The organism is Streptomyces sp. PSU-S4-23 (assembly GCF_055632315.1).
This window is the reverse complement of the sequence record NZ_JBVMUU010000002.1, coordinates 1,345,958-1,363,617: the sequence shown is the minus strand read 5'-3', so window position 1 is coordinate 1,363,617 and position 17,660 is coordinate 1,345,958. Positions and strand designations below refer to the sequence as shown.

The following is a 17,660-nucleotide window of genomic DNA, read 5'->3' as shown; positions in this document are numbered from 1 at the left end:
ACGCCATCAACAAGATCGACCGATACGAGGCCCCCACCGTGCGCCGACGCTCCCTTCTCCTCGCCGCTGTGCCCGCCGGACTGGTCACGCTCGCCGGATGCGGCGACGACTCGTCCGGCAAGGCCGGCACCAGCTCGTCCCCCTCGTCCTCGGCCACGTCGTCCCCCAGCGCACCCCCCAAGATCGTCGAAGGCCCGCTGCCGTCCGTCACCGCGGGCACCAAGTTCGGTGAGAAGCCCACCGTGGCCAAGGGCAGCGGCTCGCCGTCGAAGGACCTGGCGGTGAAGACGGTGATCGCGGGCGGCGGCCGCACGGTAGCGGAGAACGACTACATCCAGGCGGACTACCTCGGCCAGATCTGGGACACGGCGAAGGTCTTCGACAACTCCTACGACCGCAAGACGCCGCTGGTCATCCGGCTGGCCCAGGGCAGCATCATCGACGGCTGGCGGTACGCCCTGCAGGGCAAGAAGACCGGCAGCCGCGTCCTGATGGCCGTGCCCCCGGCCTGGGGCTACGGCACGCAGGGCAATGCCCAGGCGGGTATCAAGGGCACCGACACGCTGGTCTTCGTGGTCGACATCAAGAACACGTTCAGCGCGAAGAGCTCCGCCCGCGGCAAGGTCGTCGCCCAGAACGACGCCGCACTGCCGAAGGTCGGCACCAACACCGACGGCAAGGCACCCTCCATCGAGGTGCCGAAGACGAAGGCCCCGACCGCTCTGGCCGCGACGTATGTGATCGAGGGCGACGGCGCCCCGGTCACGGCGGACAGCACCGTTCTCGTGCAGTACAAGGGTGTGCTGTGGGATTCCGGCAAGGAGTTCGACTCCACGTACGGCCGCAGCGACCTCGCGTCGTTCTCGCTGCAGCAGGTCGTCAAGGGCTGGGCCCAGGGGCTGACGGGCAAGAAGGTGGGCAGCCGGGTGCTCGTCGTCGTCCCGCCGAAGCTGGGCTACGGCGACAACCCGCCCGCGGGCAGCGGTATCCAGAAGGACTCCACCCTGGTCTTCTCCGTGGACATCCTCGCGAAGATGTAACCCCCGCGGGGATATGAGAGTGTCGGTGGTGCCGCAATGGCCTCAACACGAACAAGCAGGAGCTTTTGACGTGAGCATCGAGAAGCCCGAGATCGACTTCCCGGGCGGCGAGCCCCCGGCCGGCCTCGAGATCAAGGACATCTGGGAGGGTGACGGCCCGGAGGCCAAGGCGGGCGACACCGTCTCCGTCCACTACGTGGGCGTGGCCTTCTCCACCGGCGAGGAGTTCGACGCGTCCTGGAACCGCGGCACGCCGCTGAGGTTCCAGCTCGGCGTCGGCCAGGTCATCAAGGGCTGGGACCAGGGTGTGCAGGGCATGAAGGTCGGCGGCCGCCGTCAGCTGACCATTCCTCCCCACCTCGCCTACGGCGACCGCGGTGCGGGTGCCCGGATCAAGCCGGGCGAGACGCTGATCTTCGTCTGCGACCTGGTCGGCGTCTGATCCGACGGCCCGGACCCGGGCCGGAAGCGATCACCAGGGGCCCATGCCCGAGCGGGCATGGGCCCTCGGCTTTTGTCACGACACGTGCGAGCGGTACGGTCGTCGATCGTAAGCACCACAGGGAAGGCGAAGGGCGTCGATGGCCATTGCCAAGGCCGAGCGGTTGATGAATCTGGCGCTGTGTCTGCTCGGGACGCGGCGGCCGCTCAGCAAGCGCGAGCTGCGGGAGTCCATCGAGGCATACGTCGAGGCCTTCGGGCCGGGAAGAGGTGCGGCCTTCGGGCCGGGAAGAGGTGCGGCCTTCGGGCCGGGAAGAGGTGCGGCGTCCGGCCCGGACAGGGGTACGGCCGGCTCCGACGACTCCTTCAACCGCATGTTCGAGCGCGACAAGGACGACCTGCGCGAGCTGGGCCTGGTCATCGAGACCGTGGAGAACCTGGACGGCGAGGTCGGCTATCTCGCCCGCCGTGACAGCAATCGTCTGCCGCCCATCACCCTCGACGCGGAGGAGGCCGCCGCCCTCGGCCTGGCCGCCAAGGTGTGGCAGCAGGCCCGGCTCGCCGGCGCCGCGAGCGGTGCCCTGCAGAAGCTGCGCGCCGCGGGGCTGCCCGAGGAGGTGGACCCGTACGAGGCGCACGGCGCCCTGGAGCCGCGCATCCCCGTGCACGAGGCCGCCTTCGAGCCGCTGATGCTGGCCTGCCGCGACCGCCGGCCGGTGGTCTTCGACTACCGCAAGGCCACCGCCGCCCGCCCGGAGCCGCGCCATGTCGAGCCGTGGGCGCTGGAGTGCTGGCGCGGCCACTGGTATCTGGCGGGCTGGGACCGCGACCGCGGCGCGGAGCGTGTCTTCCGCCTGTCGCGGATCACCGGCAAGGTGCGTTCCCGCGGCGGCGGTTTCACGGCCGAGGTGCCCGACGTGGTCACCGTCCGCGAGACCGTGGCGGGCTGGGCGGGGGAGATCGCCGATCGCACCGCCCTGATCCGGCTGCGCTCGGGCGCGGGGTACCCCCTTCGGGCGAAGGCGACCTCCGTACGGGAACTCGACGGGGGCTGGGACGAGTTGGAGATTCCGTACGGGCACGGCCTCGACGCGTGGCTGGTGGAGTTCGGGCCCGACGTGGTGGTCCTGGAGCCGGCCGAGCTGCGGGCCGACGTGGTGGACCGGCTGCGTGCCGTGGCCAAAGGCTGAGGGGGAGGGGACGACGTGGCAGGCAGACCGGCCAGGCCCGCGAACGCCATCGACCAGACCCGGCGGATGCTGTCCCTGGTGACGTATCTGCGGGAGCGCCCCGGCGCGCGCATCGAGGACGTCGCCCGGGCCTTCGGCATCACCGAGGACGAGCTGGTCTCGGACCTCGACGTGCTGCCCATGTGCGGCACCAGCTTCCGCGGCGGCGACCTCCTCGACATCGACACCGACGGCGAGCGCATCTGGTGGCACAACCCCGCCGCCCTCGGGGCGGAGGCGGCCGAGCCGCTGCGCCTGGCGGCGGACGAGGCCACGGCGCTGCTGGTGGCGGCGCGGGCCGTCGCCACCCTGCCCGGCCTGCGCGAGAGCGACCGGCAGGCGCTGCTGCGCGCCACCGCCAAGGTGGAGACCGCGGCCGGTGAGGCGGCCGGTGCCAGCTCCCGCCTGTCGGTGACCTTCGAGTCGGAGGGCGGCGTCTTCGCGGACGTCGACCGGGCCATCTCCGAGCGCCGCCGCCTGTGGATCCGTTACTACTCGCCGGCCCGCGACGAGGTCACCGAGCGTGAGATCGACCCGATCCGCCTCGTCAGCGTCGGCCACACCTATGTGGAGGCGTGGTGCCGCCGTTCCGAGGCGCGCCGCACCTTCCGGCTCGACCGGGTCGCCGAGATCAAGATCCTGGACGAGCCGTCGGGGCCGCCGGAGATCGAGCTGCGCGACCTGTCGGAGGGGCTCGTCCAGCCCGCTGCCGAGGACCCGGAGGTCGTCGTCGAGGTCGGGCCGGGCGGGCGCTGGGTCGCCGAGTACTACCCGCACGACAGCGCCGATGAGCTGCCGGACGGCGGGCTGCGTATCACCTTGCGGACCCCGGACCCGGCGTCGCTGCGACGGCTGGCGCTGCGGCTCGGGAGGGACGGCCGGATCGTGTCGCCGCAGGGCCTCGCGGACAGCGCCCGCCGGGCGGCCCGTGAGGCGCTGGCGGCCTACGAGGGGCCGGACGGAGTTCAGGACGGGCTGTACGACAGGCAGGAGCAGAGGCTGTGAGCACGTCGGCGATGTCTGGCACGTCGGAACGGCCGGGTGTGCAGGCCGGTGCGCCGGCGCCCGGGCCCGGGGAGATGTCGGTGCGGACGGCGTTCGCGGGCATGAGACGGGTGGCCGACGTGGTGTTCAGGGCGGGCTGCCCGGACTGCAGGGCCCGCTTCGAGCTCGGTGCGGGCGCCCTGCGGCTGGCCATCGGTGCCACCAGCGAGCGCACCTTCTACTCCTTCACCTGTCCCGAGTGCGGCGCGTCCGTCCGCAAGCCGGCGGGTGAGCGCATCGTGGAGCTCCTGACCGGGGGCGGGGTGCGGACGCTGCGGCTGCACTCGACCCTCTAGGCTCGTCGTCATGTTCTGGCCGATGCTCGCGATCGCCCTCGGGTTCCTGGGGCTGGCCGTTCTCGGTGTGCTCGCCGTCCGGGTCTTCGTGGAGGCGCAGCGGCTGGGGCGGCAGGTCGCGGACTCCGCGCGCCGGATCAACCGTGCCGCGGAGGACCTGGAGCGGGCCGCGGTGGGAGCCGCGCGCGCCGCGGACCGGACATGAGGGGGCGCACGGGTGCTCCCCGCGTGCGGTGTTCCCCGAAGTGCCCCTGGAACCGGCTCGTTTCATGGATCCGGTATGAGTCGCCCCATGGATGCGCAATGGGCGGCTTCGGCCTGTCTCCCGGTCTGCGCGGGCAGGTACGCTGCAGATCGCGGTCCGCAGAACGAGGCGCGGGCCGCTGGCCGGGAGTACGCCCAGGGATTGCCCCGCGTTCACCCCTGAGCGTTACGATCGCTGCACGATGGTCGGATATGTGTCCGGCCGATCGGACAGCAACCCCCACCCATGCCGCCTCGGTGAGAAGGTAAAGACATGTTCGGAAGGCTCGGAGCTCCCGAGATCATTCTCATCCTCGTCGTCATCGTCCTGCTGTTCGGCGCGAAGAAGCTTCCGGACATGGCGCGCTCCCTCGGCAAGTCAGCGCGCATCCTGAAGAGCGAGGCGAAGGCGATGAAGGAGGACGGCAAGCCGTCCGCACCGGCCGGCCCGCCGAACGACGAGGCCCCGGCCCAGCGCACGATCCAGGCCGCGCCCGGCGATGTGACCAGCGCACGCCCGGTCACGGAGCCGACGGACACGACCAAGCGCTGACGCACGGCCGGATGCCACCGGCCTGCCGCATGAGATGAGGACGTGGGTTGCTCAAGTCTGCCCGCAAGACGGAGAAGGATCCCGAGGGAAGGATGCCCCTCACGGAGCACCTTCGTGAGCTCCGCAACCGGCTCGCGAAGGCCCTGCTGGCCATTACCGTCGTCACGGTCCTGGCCGCCTTCTTCTACAACGACATCGTCAACGTCATCACCAAGCCGGTGCTGGACTCGGTCGGCTGCGCCAAGAGCTTCGAGGAACTCGCGAAGTCGTCCGACAAGACCGAACAGTGCGCGCAGATCACGATCAACGGTCTGCTGACGCCGTTCACGCTGGCGCTGAAGGTGTCCCTGATGGCCGGTGTCGTGCTGGCCTCCCCGGTCTGGCTGTACCAGTTGTGGGCGTTCGTCGCCCCCGGGCTGCACAGGCACGAGAAGAAGTACGCGCTGGCCTTCGTCGGCACCGGTGTCCCGCTGTTCCTGGCCGGCGCCTATTTCGCCTACCGGGTGCTGCCGACCACCGCCAGGGTCCTGATCGGCTTCACACCCAACGGTGTGAACAACCTGCTGCCGCTGGACGACCTGCTCGATCTGGTCACCCGCATGGTGATCGTCTTCGGTCTCTCCTTCGAGCTGCCGCTGCTGCTGATCATGCTCAACCTCACGGGAGTGCTCACCGGCCGCCGCATGCTCGGCTGGTGGCGTGCCATGATCCTCGGCATCACGGTCTTCGCCGCCGTCGCCACACCCAGCACCGACCCGCTGACCATGCTGGCGCTGGCCGCGCCGATCTGGGTGCTGTACTTCGGCGCGGTGCTCTTCTCGCTGATGAACGACCGGCGCAGGCGCCTGCGCGAGGCCGCGGGCCCCGCCGACGACGAGGCGTCCGAGCTGGACCTCACCCCCGAGGACATCGGGGAGACCGAGTCCGTGCCGGCCGGGCGGACCCTGCCGGAGCAGGCGGACACGGACCGGGTCAACGGTTATGACGACGTGACCTGAGGGCCGGGCGGCGGACCATAGGGTCACCTCCGTGACCAGCGAGCTCACCCTCTTCGTCAATCCCACCGCGGGACGCGGCCGGGGCGCCCGGGCGGCGCAGCCGGCCGCTTCCGCTCTGCGGGCGGCCGGCTTCTCCGTACGGACGATCCTCGGGGAGACCCCCGAGGACGCCCTCACCCGCGCGCGCGGCGCCGTCCGGGACGGCACCGGCGCCCTGATCGCCGTCGGCGGGGACGGCATGGCGAATCTCGCCCTGCAGGCCGTCGCCGGCACGCGCACCCCGTTCGGGCTGGTCGCCGTCGGCACCGGCAACGACTTCGCCCGCGCCCTCGGACTGCCCGTACGGGACCCGGCCGCGGCGGGCCGCCTGATCGCCGACGCCCTCACGAGTGCCCGGCTGCGGGAGATCGACCTCGGCCGGGTGGGAGACCGCTGGTTCGGCACCGTCCTGGCCTCCGGGTTCGACTCCCGCGTCAACGACCGCGGCAACCGCATGGCATGGCCGGCGGGCCGCCTCAAGTACGACCTGGCGATGCTCGCCGAACTCGCCGCCTTCCGGCCCTTCCCCTACCGCATCTCCCTCGACGGCGGTGAGGTCCGGGAGATCGAGGCGACCCTGGTGGCCGTCGGCAACGGATCGTCGTACGGCGGCGGCATGCGCATCTGCCCGGCCGCCGACCCGGCCGACGGGCTGTTCGACGTCACGGTGGTCGGGGACTGCGGCCGGGCGACGCTGCTGAAGGTGTTCCCGCGCGTGTACCGGGGGACCCATGTCGAGCATCCCAAGGTCACGGTGCACCGGGCCGCCCGGGTCGACCTCGCCGCCGACGGCATCACGGGGTACGCCGACGGTGAGCCGCTCGGCCCGCTGCCGCTGACCGCGCGCTGCGTTCCCCGGGCGGTGCGGGTCGCGGCCCCCTGAGCTGCGGCCTCCCGGTCCCGGAACCGGATTCCGGATAATGATCGTCCTGTTGTCAGCGGCGCCCGGTACGCTCGAAAGCACGATGACAGAGGACCTCTCACCGGCCGAGCGGTACGCGGCGGCCCGCCGTCGCGCCGCCGAGCAGGCCACCGCGCTCGCCTCGTTCCGCGAGATGTACGACTTCGGCCTCGACCCCTTCCAGATCGAGGCATGCCAGTCGCTCGAAGCGGGGAAGGGCGTGCTGGTGGCCGCGCCCACCGGCTCCGGCAAGACGATCGTCGGCGAGTTCGCCGTGCACCTCGCCCTGAACCAGGGCAGGAAGTGCTTCTACACGACCCCCATCAAGGCGCTGTCGAACCAGAAGTACGCCGACCTGTGCCGCCGCTACGGCGCCTCCAAGGTGGGGCTCCTCACGGGTGACAACAGCGTCAATGCCGACGCCCCGGTGGTCGTGATGACCACCGAGGTCCTGCGGAACATGCTGTACGCGGGGTCGCAGACCCTCCTCGGCCTCGGCTACGTCGTCATGGACGAGGTCCACTACCTCTCCGACCGCTTCCGCGGCGCCGTCTGGGAGGAAGTGATCATCCACCTGCCCGAGTCGGTGACGCTGGTGTCACTGTCGGCGACCGTGTCCAACGCGGAGGAGTTCGGCGACTGGCTCGACACCGTCCGCGGCGACACCGAGGTGATCGTCTCCGAGCACCGGCCCGTGCCGCTGTTCCAGCATGTGCTGGCCGGCCGCCGCATGTACGACCTGTTCGAGGAGGGCGAGGGCCACAAGAAGGCCGTCAACCCGGACCTGGCGCGCCTGGCCCGCATGGAGGCCAGCCGCCCCTCGTACGCGGACCGCAGGCGTGGCCGCGCCATGCGGGAGGCCGACCGCGAGCGGGAGCGCAGGCAGCGCGCCCGGGTCTGGACGCCGAGCAGGCCCGAGGTGATCGAGCGGCTCGACGCCGAGGGCCTGCTGCCCGCGATCACGTTCATCTTCAGCCGGGCCGCCTGCGAGGCCGCCGTCCAGCAGTGCCTGTACGCCGGGCTCCGCCTCAACGACGAGGAGGCGCGGGAACAGGTGCGCGCCCTCGTCGAGGAGCGCACGGCGTCCATCCCGCCCGAGGACCTGCACGTCCTGGGCTACTACGAGTGGCTGGAGGGTCTGGAGCGCGGCATCGCCGCCCACCACGCGGGCATGCTGCCGACGTTCAAGGAGGTCGTCGAGGAGCTGTTCGTCCGCGGTCTGGTGAAGGCCGTGTTCGCGACCGAGACCCTCGCGCTCGGCATCAACATGCCCGCGCGCTCGGTGGTGCTGGAGAAGCTCGTCAAATGGAACGGCGAGCAGCACGCCGACATCACCCCCGGCGAGTACACCCAGCTCACCGGCCGGGCCGGCCGCCGCGGCATCGACGTCGAGGGCCACGCGGTGGTGCTGTGGCAGCGCGGCATGAGCCCCGAGCACCTGGCGGGGCTGGCGGGCACCCGCACCTATCCGCTGCGTTCCAGCTTCAAGCCCTCGTACAACATGGCGGTGAACCTGGTCGAGCAGTTCGGCCGCCACCGCTCCCGCGAGCTGCTGGAGACGTCGTTCGCGCAGTTCCAGGCCGACAAGTCGGTCGTGGGGATCTCCCGCCAGGTGCAGCGCAACGAAGAGGGCCTCGCGGGCTACAGGAAGTCCATGACCTGCCACCTCGGCGACTTCGAGGAGTATGCGCGGCTGCGCCGCGAGCTGAAGGACCGCGAGACGGAACTGGCCCGGCAGGGCGCTGCGCAGCGCCGTGCCGAGGCCGCCGTCGCCCTGGAGAGGCTCAGGCCCGGTGACGTCATCCACGTCCCGACCGGCAAGTACGCCGGCCTCGCCCTGGTGCTGGACCCCGGCCTGCCCGCCGGCCGTACGGACGGCCACCGCGGGTTCGACTACCAGGACGGCCCGCGCCCGCTGGTCCTCACCGCCGAGCGGCAGGTCAAGCGGCTGGCGTCGATCGATTTCCCGGTGCCCGTCGAGGCGCTGGAGCGGATGCGCATCCCGAAGTCGTTCAACCCGCGCTCGCCGCAGTCCCGCCGTGATCTCGCCTCCGCCCTGCGCACCAAGGCGGGGCACATCCCCCCGGAGCGGCACCGCAAGAAGCGGTCCGCGGCCGCCGACGACCGGGAGATCGCCCGGCTGCGTGCGGCACTGCGCGCCCACCCCTGTCACGGCTGCAACGACCGTGAGGACCACGCCCGCTGGGCCGAGCGCCACCACCGGCTGCTGCGCGACACCTCGCAGCTGGAGCGCCGCATCGAGGGGCGCACGAACACCATCGCCCGCACCTTCGACCGCATCGTCGCGCTGCTGACGGAGCTGGACTACCTGCGCGGCAACGAGGTCACGGAGCACGGCAAGCGCCTCGCCCGGCTGTACGGGGAGCTGGACCTGCTGGCCAGCGAGTGCCTGCGGGCCCGGGTGTGGGAGGGGCTCGGCCCGGCCGAGCTGGCCGCGTGCGTCTCGGCGCTGGTGTACGAGGCCAGGGCCGGCGACGATGTGATGGCGCCGCAGCTGCCGTCGGGCAGGGCCAAGGCCGCGCTCGGCGAGATGGTGCGCCTCTGGGGCCGGCTCGACGCCCTGGAGGAGGAGTTCCGCATCACCCAGACCGAGGGCGTGGGCCAGCGCGAGCCGGACCTGGGCTTCGCCTGGGCGGCGTACATGTGGGCCGACGGCAAGGGCCTCGACGAGGTGCTGCGGGAGGCCGAGATGCCGGCCGGTGACTTCGTCCGCTGGTGCAAGCAGGTCATCGACGTCCTCGGCCAGATCGCGGCCGCCGCACCCACCGAGGGCTCGACGGTCGCCAAGAACGCCCGCAAGGCGGTCGACGGTCTGCTGCGCGGGGTGGTCGCCTACTCGTCGGTGGGCTGAGCCGGCCCACCCGACAGGGGCGCGGTCCGCACGCCGCGGTGGCAGCGCAGAACGGGCCGGGCCCTGCCCGGCCCTCGGCAGGCGGCTGGCCACGCCTCCGGCCCTTGCCTGCGGCGGCCGGTGAGCCGGTCGGCGGGGCAGGCCGCGGGGCAGTTCGGCGAACAGTCGGCCGAGGTCCTCGGCGGGCGGCTGGACACGCCTCCGGCCCTTGCCTGCGGGGGTCGGTCGGGCCGGTGAGCCGGTCGGCGGGGCAGGCCCGATGGCCTGGGCCGGGGGGACAGCGACCGGAGTGGCGGGATCGCCCGCCTTGTGCGAGGGACGGCCCGGCTCGCCGTCGCGAGCCGTGGGCCGCAGGTCATGGGAGCGCCGAGACGCGGCGGTCCCGTGCGGAAGGCACCCGGGGCCGGCCGGTCAGCGGTCGAGGTAGGCGCGCCAGCCGCCGTAGGCGGTGATGTCGGGCGCGTTCTCCAGCGCGGCGGGCTCGCACAGGAAACCGGGTGCGTGGCCGCCGTCGGCGAGTTCGACCCGGCCGAGGGTCATCGGGCGCGGCAGCCCTGCGAGCAGCCGGCCGAGGCCCTCTGCGGGCAGCCGCCACACCTCCGCCTCGATCGCGGACCCGCCCTCGCCGACATGGACCAGGCCAGGCTTGGGCGGAGTCGTCGCCAGGGCGTGCAGACGGTAGACGGGGGCGGTCGCCGTCGTACGGTCCAGGCGGGCGCCCAGCGCCAGGAGCTGAGGGTTGAGAGGCTGGCCCGACAGATGCGCGCCCACCACGACGAGCCGGGTCTCCGCCTCCAGCGAGCGGGCGATCCGGGCCAGCCGCTCGTCCGTGAACGCCGGGCCGATCAGCATCACGCCGAACGGCAGGCCGTCGACCTCGCCCGCGGGCACGGCGACCGCGGCCAGGTCGAAGAGGTTGGTGGAGTTGGTGAAGCGGCCCAGCCGCGCGTTGGAGCCCAGCGGATCGGCGGCCACCTCGGCGAGGGTGGGGTGGCCCGGTGTGGTCGGCAGCAGCAGGGCGTCCGCGTCGGCCAGCCCGGCGAGGGCGCGGGCGCGCAGGGCGGCGAGCCGGGCCTGGTCGGCGAAGAGCCGGTGGGCCGGGATGTCGCGGGCACGGGTGATGATGCCGGCGACGGTCGGGTCGAGGCCGTCGCCGCCCTCGGCTGCCGTCCTGTCGACGAAGCCGCCGACGGCCGTGTACCGCTCGGCGACGAACGCGCCCTCGTAGAGCATGGCGGCGGCCTCGGTGAACGGGGTCAGATCGAGGGCCCGCACCTCGGCGCCCGCCCGGGCGAACCGGGCGACGGCGCTCCGGTACGCCTGCGCCCAGCCGTCGTCGAGCTCACCGAGCTGGGCCAGGGGCGGGACCGCGATGCGCCAGGGGCCGGGGACGCGCTGCGGGAGAGGCGGGAGGGCGCGGCCGGGCGGCGACGCCATGTGCGCCAGGGCACGCTCGGCCTCCGGGAGCGTACGGGCGAACACGGTGACGCAGTCGATCGAGGCGCAGGCGGGGACGACCCCGGTGGTGGGCACGAGACCACGGGTCGGCTTGAGCCCGACGATGCCGTTGAACGCGGCCGGTACGCGCCCCGAGCCGGCGGTGTCGGTGCCGAGCGCGAAGTCGACGATGCCGAGGGCCACCGCCACCGCCGACCCCGAGCTGGAACCGCCGCTGATCCGCGCCGGATCGTGCGCGCTGCGCACCGCGCCGTACGGGGAGCGGGTGCCGACCAGGCCCGTGGCGAACTGGTCCAGATTCGTGGTGCCGAGCGCGATCGCGCCGGCGGCGCGCAGCCGTGCGACGGCCGGCGCGTCCGCCGCCGGCGCGTAGGCGTAGGCGGGGCAGCCCGCGGTGGTGTCCAGGCCGTGGACGTCGATGTTGCCCTTGACGGCGAACAGGAGGCCCGCCAGGGGGAGGCGCTCGCCCGCGGCGACACGTTCGTCGATCGCCCTGGCCTCCGACTCGACCTCCGCCCGGGGCCGCAGGCCGATCCAGAGGTCGGGGCGGTCCACGGCCGCGATGCGTTCATGGGCCCGCCGGACCCGGGTGAGGCTCGACATCTGTGCTCCTGGCTGGGGGTCGTTTCGGGGGATGCGGGGGTGGGACGAGGGCGGGGGCGTTCCTCAGGGTGCCGTCGTCCCCGCCGGGGCGAGCACGACCAGTGCCGTGCCCGGCTCCACCCGGTCGCCCGGCTTGGCGAGGATCCGCGTCACCACGCCGTCCATCGGGGCGGGTACCCGGGACTCCATCTTCATCGCCTCCAGGGCGAGCAGCGGCTGCCCGGTGGTGACCCGGTCGCCCGGGCGGACGTTCAGCTGCCACACGGACGCGGCGAACTCGGCCTCCACCAGCCGGCCGCCGTCCGGGACCGCCACCTCGGCCGCCTCGGGTGCCGGTGCCGCCGCGGTCTGCGCCCGGGTGAACTCGCCCGCCGCCTCCCAGGCGGCGCGTTCCGCCGCGAAGGCGGCACCCTGGCGGGAGCGGAACTCGGCGATCGAGCCGGCGTTCTCGGCGAGGAACGCCTCGTACGCCGCCAGGGAGAACGCGCCCTCCTCGATGCGCGGCACGAAGCGGCCCGAGACGATGTCCGCGCGCAGCTCCAGCAGCTCGTCGGCGCCGACCGGGTACCACTTGATGCGGTCGAAGAACCGCAGCAGCCAGGGCGAGCCCGGCTCGAACGCGCCCCGCTGCCGCCACCCCGACCACACCTGCGTGGTACGGCCCACGAACTGGTAGCCGCCGGGACCCTCCATGCCGTAGACGCACAGGTAGGCGCCGCCGATGCCGACGGAGTTCTCGGCGGTCCAGGTGCGTGCCGGGTTGTACTTGGTGGTGACCAGGCGGTGGCGGGGGTCCAGGGGTGTGGCCACGGGGGCGCCCAGGTACACGTCGCCCAGGCCGAGGACCAGGTACTCCGCGTCGAAGACCGTGCGGTACACGTCCTCCACGGAGGCCAGCCCGTTGACGCGGCGGATGAACTCGATGTTCCACGGGCACCAGGGCGCGTCGTCGCGCACGCCCGCCATGTAGCGGGCGATGGCCTCGCGGGTGGCCGGGTCGTCCCAGGACAGCGGCAGGTGCACCGTGCGGGAGGGGACGACCAGCTCGTCGGTGGGCGGCAGCTGCGCGGCCATGTCCCGTACGGCGGCGAGCAGTTCACGCGCGGCGAGGCGTGCCGGGTCCGTCTGGATCTGCAGGGAGCGGATGCCGGGCGTCAGGTCCGTGACGCCGTCGAGGCCGGCCTCCTCGACCGCCTCCATCAGCGCGTGCACCCGCATCCGCAGCGCCAGATCGAGCTGCATCGGCCCGAACTCGACCAGCAGGTTGTCGTCGCCGCTGCGCCGGTACGTCACGTCGCCGTCCCGGGCCAGCACCCCGCCGTCCACGATCTCCGGCCGCGGCGTGCCGTCGTCGGCCAGTGGCGCGAAGCGGACGGTGTCGCCGGGGCGGAGCTGGCCGAGCTTCCACCGCTCCCATGTGGCCACCGTGGCCGGGCAGACGAAGCCGCCGAGCGAGGGGCCGTCCGGGCCGAGCAGCACCGGCATGTCGCCGGTGTAGTCGACGGCGCCGACCGAGTACGGCGTGTCGTGGATGTTGGACGGGTGCAGGCCCGCCTCCCCGCCGTCCGGGCGGGCCCAGCGGGGCGCGGGGCCGACCAGTCGTACGCCCGTGCGCGCCGAGTTGAAGTGGACCTCCCACGCGGCGGAGTAGAAGGCGTGGATGTCGTCCTCGGTGAAGAACTCCGGTGCCGCGTGCGGGCCTTCCAGCACCCCGAGCCGCCACGACGAGGTGAACGCCGGGCGGTCCGCCGGCGGCACCGGGGAGCCCGTCGCCACCGTGCCGCCGTGCAGGACGTCCCCCGTGCGCAGCGCCCGGCCGCCGTGTCCGCCGAACCGGCCCAGCGTGAACGTGGCCGCGCTGCCGAGGAAGGAGGGCACGTCCAGGCCGCCCGCGAACAGCACATAGGTGCGCAGCCCGTGCGCCCGGGGTGCGCCGATCTCCAGGACGGCGCCCGCGGGGACGGTCACCGGCTCCCACTGCGCGACGGGTGTGCCGTCCACCGCGACCGGTGCCGGGGCGCCGGTGACGCACACGGTGGTGGCGTGCGTGAAGCGCAGGGCCGGCCCCTGCAGCGTGCACTCCAGGCCGGGCAGGCCCTCCGCGTTGCCGAGCGCCCGGTTGCCGAGCCGGAAGGAGAGGTCGTCCATCGGGCCGGACGGGGGCACGCCCACCTGCCAGTAGCCGGTGCGGCCCGGCCAGTCCTGGACGGTGGTGAGGGTGCCGGCCGACACCACCTCGATGCGCGGGGTGGGGTCGGTGACGGCGGCGAGGGTCGCCGTGGAGTGCGCCGCCGAGCGCACGCGCCGGTCCGCCAGCGCCGCGCGCACCAGCCCCAGGTTCGTCTCGATGCCGTCCACGCGGGTACGGGACAGGGCCTCGTCCAGGCGCCGCAGTGCGTGCGCCCGGTCCGGACCGTGGGCGATCACCTTGGCGAGCAGCGGGTCGTACGAGGCCGTGACCTCGGTGCCCGGCTCCACCCAGCCGTCCACCCGCACGCCCTGCGGGAACTCGGCGCGGGTCAGCAGGCCCGCGCAGGGCCGGTGGCCCCGCGAGGGGTCCTCGGCGTACAGGCGTGCCTCCACCGCGTGGCCGCGGGGCGGGCCCGGGTCCCGTACGACGTCCAGGTCGCCGCGGGCCAGCCGCAGCATCCAGGCGACGAGGTCGACGCCGTAGATCTCCTCGGTGACCGGATGCTCCACCTGGAGCCGGGTGTTGACCTCCAGGAAGTACGCCTCCTCGCGGGCCGCGTCGTACACGAACTCGACGGTGCCCGCGGAGCGGTAGCCGACCGAGGCGCACAGATCGCGTGCGGCCGTGGCGAGCCGCTCGCGGACGTGCGGGGGCAGCCCGGGTGCGGGCGCCTCCTCCACCACCTTCTGGTGGCGGCGCTGGAGGGAGCAGTCGCGGTCGCCGAAGGTGACGACACGGCCCCGGCCGTCGCCGAAGACCTGCACCTCGATGTGGCGGGCGTGTTCGACGAGGCGCTCCAGGAACACCCCGGCGGAGGAGAAGGACGCGGCGGCCACCCGCTGCACCCGCTCCCAGGCGCCGGCCAGTTCACCGGCGGAGCGGCATGCCGACATGCCGATGCCGCCGCCCCCGCCGGTCGCCTTCAGCATGACCGGGTAGCCGATGGCCGAGGCCCGCTCCAGCGCCTGCGCCCGCGAGGCCAGCAGCCCGGTGCCGGGGGCCAGCGGCACCCCGGCCGCCTCGGCCGCGGCCCGCGCGGTGTGCTTCGCGCCGAACAGCTCCAGCTGCTCCGGCGTGGGCCCCACGAACACGATCCCGGTGTCCTCGCAGCGGCGCGCGAAGCCCGCGTCCTCGGACAGGAAGCCGTAGCCCGGGTGGATCGCGCCCGCGCCGGTGTCCTTGGCCGCCTTCAGGACGAGGTCGGCGTCCAGGTACGACTCCTTCGCGGGCGCCGGGCCGAGCCGCACCGCCCGGTCGGCGAGCCGGACGTGCGGTGCGCCGCGGTCGGCGTCGGAGTACACGGCGACCGTGCGCAGGCCCAGCTCCCGGGCCGTGCGGATGATCCGGACGGCGATCTCGCCCCGGTTGGCGACCAGCAGCGTGCCGAAGCTCATCCGGGGGCCCCGATCGTCATCTCCACCGCCGTCGGCTCGAAGCCGTTGCACGGGTTGTTGATCTGGGGGCAGTTGGAGACCAGGACGAGCACGTCGCGTTCGGCGCGCAGGGTCAGCGAGCGGCCGGGGGCGGAGATGCCGTCGACGATGCCGAGGGTGCCGTCCTTCTCGACGGGCACGTTCATGTACCAGTTGATGTTGGACACCAGATCGCGTTTGCCGAGGCCGTACCGCGCCCCTTCGGCGAGGAAGTTGTCCACGCACGCGTGCTGGGCCCAGGTGTGATGCCCGTACCGCAGGGTGTTCGACTCCTTGGAACAGGCGCCGCCGACGGTGTCGTGCCGGCCGACCTCGTCGGCGACCACGGTCATCAGCGGGGTGTGCTCGCAGGACAGCAGCACGCTGCCGGTCGTCAGGAAGATGTTCCCCTGAGCGTGGACGGTGTCGGGCGCGCTGTAGCGGACGGACGTGTCGTGGGCGTCGTACACGAGGAAGTCGACGGCCTGGTTGCCGTGCAGGTCGGTGATGGTCAGGGTGCCGCCGGCGCGGACGGTCGAGGACCAGGCGGCGCGTGCGGGAACGACGGTCCTCGTCGTGGCGGTCGTGGTCATGCGGGCCCTCTCGGTCTCATGGCGGCCGGCGCTCATACGAGCCCCCGCGAGGCAAGGAATCCGGTGGTGTTCAGGAAGGCGCGGCGGCCTTCGGGGGTGGCCTCCCACAGCGGGTCGCCCGGGCGGGTCGCCGCCGCGCGCCAGGCGAGGACCTCCAGCGGGGTGCACACGTAGCCGGGGCGCGGGTCGGCCGGGTGCGGGACGTTGGCGACGAGCACCGTGACGTCCTGTTCGGCGCGCAGGGTGACGCTGCCGCCCGGACCGGCGGAGCCCGTGAAGTCGAGGGCGCCGTCCTCACGGACCTCCACGCCCTGGAAGAACGACAGCGAGGGCGGCAGATCGCGCGGCTGAAGGCCGTTCTTGGCGGCGGCCAGCTTGAACAGCTCGCGTCCCGCCGGGGACGCGGACTGCGGAGTGCCGTCGCCGTAGCGCCGCGTGTTGCGGACGAGGGTGGACGTGCCGCACAGCGCGTCGTGCCGGCCGGAGGTGTCCGCGACGACCGAGGCGAGGACTCGGCCCTGGTCGGACAGGAGCAGGCGGCGCTCGCCGAGGTACGCGTTCCACTGCACCTTGACCGTGTCGGCGACGTTCAGCCGCTCCCAGGGGCGGTCGGCGGCATACAGCAGCAGATGGGCGCAGGCGTCGCCGCGCAGGTCGGTCAGGCGCAGCTCGGTGCCGCGGGCGAGGACCCGGTGTGTGTAGTTGCCGCCCGCCACGGTCTCCGCCCACACCAGGTGGCCCGCCTCGCAGGGCGGTGCGGGCCAGGTGCTCGCCGGTACGACGGGCATGGCCTCGGCGCGGGTGCCCTCCTGCGCCCGGGCGTGGTCGCGTGCTCCGTGGGTGGTGGCTGTCGCCATGCGGGACCTCCCGGTGATCCGGTGAACTGCTGCGCTCGGTTGCCGCGCGGATTTCTGTCGCCCGACAGAAATTAGGCGGGGGTCGCGTCGCGGCCGTGTCCCGGGCGTTGCCGGCCGGTTACCGATCCCTCACGCGGTGGTCCCCGACGGTGGTGTGCGCCGTGGCGCCCGCCCCGCGGCCGGGACGGCCGTGGGCCGCCGTGTGCGAGGATCGAACGCATGGGAACCGGTGGTGGGCGGCGGGTCGGCCGGCCGCGCGTGGCGCAGCGGCCCGACAGCGGGCTGTCGCCGCGCGACGAACTCCTCCTCGCGGCCGCCGAGTTGTTCACGACCCGGGGGTACGCCGCCACCACCACCCGGGCCGTGGCCGAGCGGGCCGGGATGCGGCAGGCGTCCATGTACCACCACGTCGCCGGCAAGGAGGAACTGCTCGCCGAGCTGCTGGAGTCCACCGTCACGCCCTCGCTGGCCTACGCCCGTGAACTGCTCGCCGACGAGGCGGCCCCCGCCGGGGAGCGGCTGTGGGAGCTGTGCCGTACCGACGTCGAGCTGCTGTGCGGGGGCCCGCACAATCTCGGCGTGCTCTACCTGCTGCCCGAGGTCCGTACCGAGCGCTTCGCGGGCTTCCACGCCGTACGGGCCGAACTCAAGGACGGCTACCGGCAGTTGCTCGCGGCGACCCGGGCGGGGGGCGCGCTCGCGAAGAGTGAGCTGGACCTGCGGACGGATCTGGTCTTCGGGCTGATCGAGGGCGTCATCCTGGTTCACCGCTCCGATCCGGAGCGCCCGGTCTCCGTCTTCGCCGAGGCCACGGCGGACGCGGCCCTGCGCATCGCCGGCGTCTGAACGCGTACGCCTGAACGCGTACGCCTGAACGCGTACGCCTGAAC

Annotated in this window: 15 protein-coding genes; 11 read left to right on the top strand and 4 right to left on the bottom strand. The window is 73.2% G+C overall.

Going from position 1 to position 17,660, the window contains the following annotated elements:
• Positions 1-38 precede the first annotated feature (38 nt).
• From ACZ79I_RS07060 to ACZ79I_RS07015, 10 genes are all read left to right on the top strand, one after another.
• On the top strand, positions 39-1,040 hold the full coding sequence (locus ACZ79I_RS07060; RefSeq protein WP_471495172.1) for an FKBP-type peptidyl-prolyl cis-trans isomerase: 1,002 nt from the start codon (positions 39-41) through the stop codon (positions 1,038-1,040).
• Positions 1,041-1,110: 70 nt separating this feature from the next.
• Positions 1,111-1,482 carry an FKBP-type peptidyl-prolyl cis-trans isomerase gene (locus ACZ79I_RS07055; protein WP_381079731.1) on the top strand — a complete coding sequence of 124 codons (372 nt, stop codon included), beginning with the start codon at positions 1,111-1,113 and terminating at the stop codon, positions 1,480-1,482.
• A 139-nt stretch (positions 1,483-1,621) separates the two neighbouring features.
• A complete protein-coding gene (locus tag ACZ79I_RS07050; RefSeq protein ID WP_471495170.1) occupies positions 1,622-2,671 on the top strand; it encodes a helix-turn-helix transcriptional regulator in 1,050 nt (349 codons plus the stop codon).
• 15 nt (positions 2,672-2,686) lie between these two features.
• Positions 2,687-3,715 carry a helix-turn-helix transcriptional regulator gene (locus tag ACZ79I_RS07045; protein WP_471495168.1) on the top strand — a complete coding sequence of 343 codons (1,029 nt, stop codon included), beginning with the start codon at positions 2,687-2,689 and terminating at the stop codon, positions 3,713-3,715.
• 11 nt (positions 3,716-3,726) lie between these two features.
• A complete protein-coding gene (locus ACZ79I_RS07040) occupies positions 3,727-4,050 on the top strand; it encodes a hypothetical protein (protein ID WP_471495166.1) in 324 nt (107 codons plus the stop codon).
• A 10-nt stretch (positions 4,051-4,060) separates the two neighbouring features.
• Positions 4,061-4,255, top strand: a complete 195-nt coding sequence (locus ACZ79I_RS07035) for a hypothetical protein (RefSeq protein WP_381079737.1) — start codon at positions 4,061-4,063, stop codon at positions 4,253-4,255.
• A 312-nt stretch (positions 4,256-4,567) separates the two neighbouring features.
• A complete protein-coding gene (gene tatA / locus ACZ79I_RS07030; RefSeq protein ID WP_381079739.1) occupies positions 4,568-4,846 on the top strand; it encodes a Sec-independent protein translocase subunit TatA in 279 nt (92 codons plus the stop codon).
• A 47-nt stretch (positions 4,847-4,893) separates the two neighbouring features.
• Complete coding sequence (gene tatC / locus ACZ79I_RS07025; RefSeq protein WP_471495164.1) at positions 4,894-5,844, top strand: twin-arginine translocase subunit TatC; 951 nt, start codon at positions 4,894-4,896, stop codon at positions 5,842-5,844.
• A 31-nt stretch (positions 5,845-5,875) separates the two neighbouring features.
• A complete protein-coding gene (locus tag ACZ79I_RS07020) occupies positions 5,876-6,766 on the top strand; it encodes a diacylglycerol kinase (RefSeq protein WP_471495162.1) in 891 nt (296 codons plus the stop codon).
• 37 nt (positions 6,767-6,803) lie between these two features.
• Positions 6,804-9,656 carry a DEAD/DEAH box helicase gene (locus tag ACZ79I_RS07015; protein ID WP_471495160.1) on the top strand — a complete coding sequence of 951 codons (2,853 nt, stop codon included), beginning with the start codon at positions 6,804-6,806 and terminating at the stop codon, positions 9,654-9,656.
• A gap of 411 nt (positions 9,657-10,067) precedes the next feature.
• Here the strand turns inward: ACZ79I_RS07015 and atzF are convergent, their stop codons facing one another.
• The 4 genes from atzF to ACZ79I_RS06995 all read right to left on the bottom strand — a co-directional run bounded on the left by atzF (position 10,068) and on the right by ACZ79I_RS06995 (position 16,770).
• Positions 10,068-11,717, bottom strand: coding sequence for an allophanate hydrolase (gene atzF / locus ACZ79I_RS07010; RefSeq protein ID WP_471495158.1), 1,650 nt, complete (start codon positions 11,715-11,717; stop codon positions 10,068-10,070).
• 63 nt (positions 11,718-11,780) lie between these two features.
• On the bottom strand, positions 11,781-15,302 hold the full coding sequence (locus tag ACZ79I_RS07005) for a 5-oxoprolinase/urea amidolyase family protein (RefSeq protein WP_471495156.1): 3,522 nt from the start codon (positions 15,300-15,302) through the stop codon (positions 11,781-11,783).
• Positions 15,299-15,913, bottom strand: a complete 615-nt coding sequence (locus ACZ79I_RS07000) for an urea amidolyase associated protein UAAP2 (protein ID WP_471495154.1) — start codon at positions 15,911-15,913, stop codon at positions 15,299-15,301. Before ACZ79I_RS07000 ends, ACZ79I_RS07005 begins: the two co-directional genes overlap by 4 nt.
• A gap of 32 nt (positions 15,914-15,945) precedes the next feature.
• Positions 15,946-16,770, bottom strand: coding sequence for an urea amidolyase associated protein UAAP1 (locus ACZ79I_RS06995; RefSeq protein ID WP_471495152.1), 825 nt, complete (start codon positions 16,768-16,770; stop codon positions 15,946-15,948).
• 219 nt (positions 16,771-16,989) lie between these two features.
• On the opposite strand from ACZ79I_RS06995, the gene ACZ79I_RS06990 reads away from it, so the two are divergent.
• Positions 16,990-17,616, top strand: coding sequence for a TetR/AcrR family transcriptional regulator (locus ACZ79I_RS06990; RefSeq protein WP_471495150.1), 627 nt, complete (start codon positions 16,990-16,992; stop codon positions 17,614-17,616).
• Positions 17,617-17,660 lie beyond the last annotated feature (44 nt).

Excerpts from the sequence above, each read along its gene's own strand:
- ACZ79I_RS07000 (WP_471495154.1), bottom strand. The coding sequence starts at position 15,913 with ATGACCACGACCGCCACGACGAGGACCGTCGTTCCCGCACGCGCCGCC.
- ACZ79I_RS07035 (WP_381079737.1), top strand. The coding sequence starts at position 4,061 with ATGTTCTGGCCGATGCTCGCGATCGCCCTCGGGTTCCTGGGGCTGGCC.
- ACZ79I_RS07015 (WP_471495160.1), top strand. The coding sequence starts at position 6,804 with ATGATCGTCCTGTTGTCAGCGGCGCCCGGTACGCTCGAAAGCACGATG.
- ACZ79I_RS07005 (WP_471495156.1), bottom strand. The coding sequence starts at position 15,302 with ATGAGCTTCGGCACGCTGCTGGTCGCCAACCGGGGCGAGATCGCCGTC.
- atzF (WP_471495158.1), bottom strand. The coding sequence starts at position 11,717 with ATGTCGAGCCTCACCCGGGTCCGGCGGGCCCATGAACGCATCGCGGCC.
- ACZ79I_RS07040 (WP_471495166.1), top strand. The coding sequence starts at position 3,727 with ATGTCTGGCACGTCGGAACGGCCGGGTGTGCAGGCCGGTGCGCCGGCG.
- tatA (WP_381079739.1), top strand. The coding sequence starts at position 4,568 with ATGTTCGGAAGGCTCGGAGCTCCCGAGATCATTCTCATCCTCGTCGTC.
- ACZ79I_RS07050 (WP_471495170.1), top strand. The coding sequence starts at position 1,622 with ATGGCCATTGCCAAGGCCGAGCGGTTGATGAATCTGGCGCTGTGTCTG.
- ACZ79I_RS06995 (WP_471495152.1), bottom strand. The coding sequence starts at position 16,770 with ATGGCGACAGCCACCACCCACGGAGCACGCGACCACGCCCGGGCGCAG.
- ACZ79I_RS06990 (WP_471495150.1), top strand. The coding sequence starts at position 16,990 with ATGGGAACCGGTGGTGGGCGGCGGGTCGGCCGGCCGCGCGTGGCGCAG.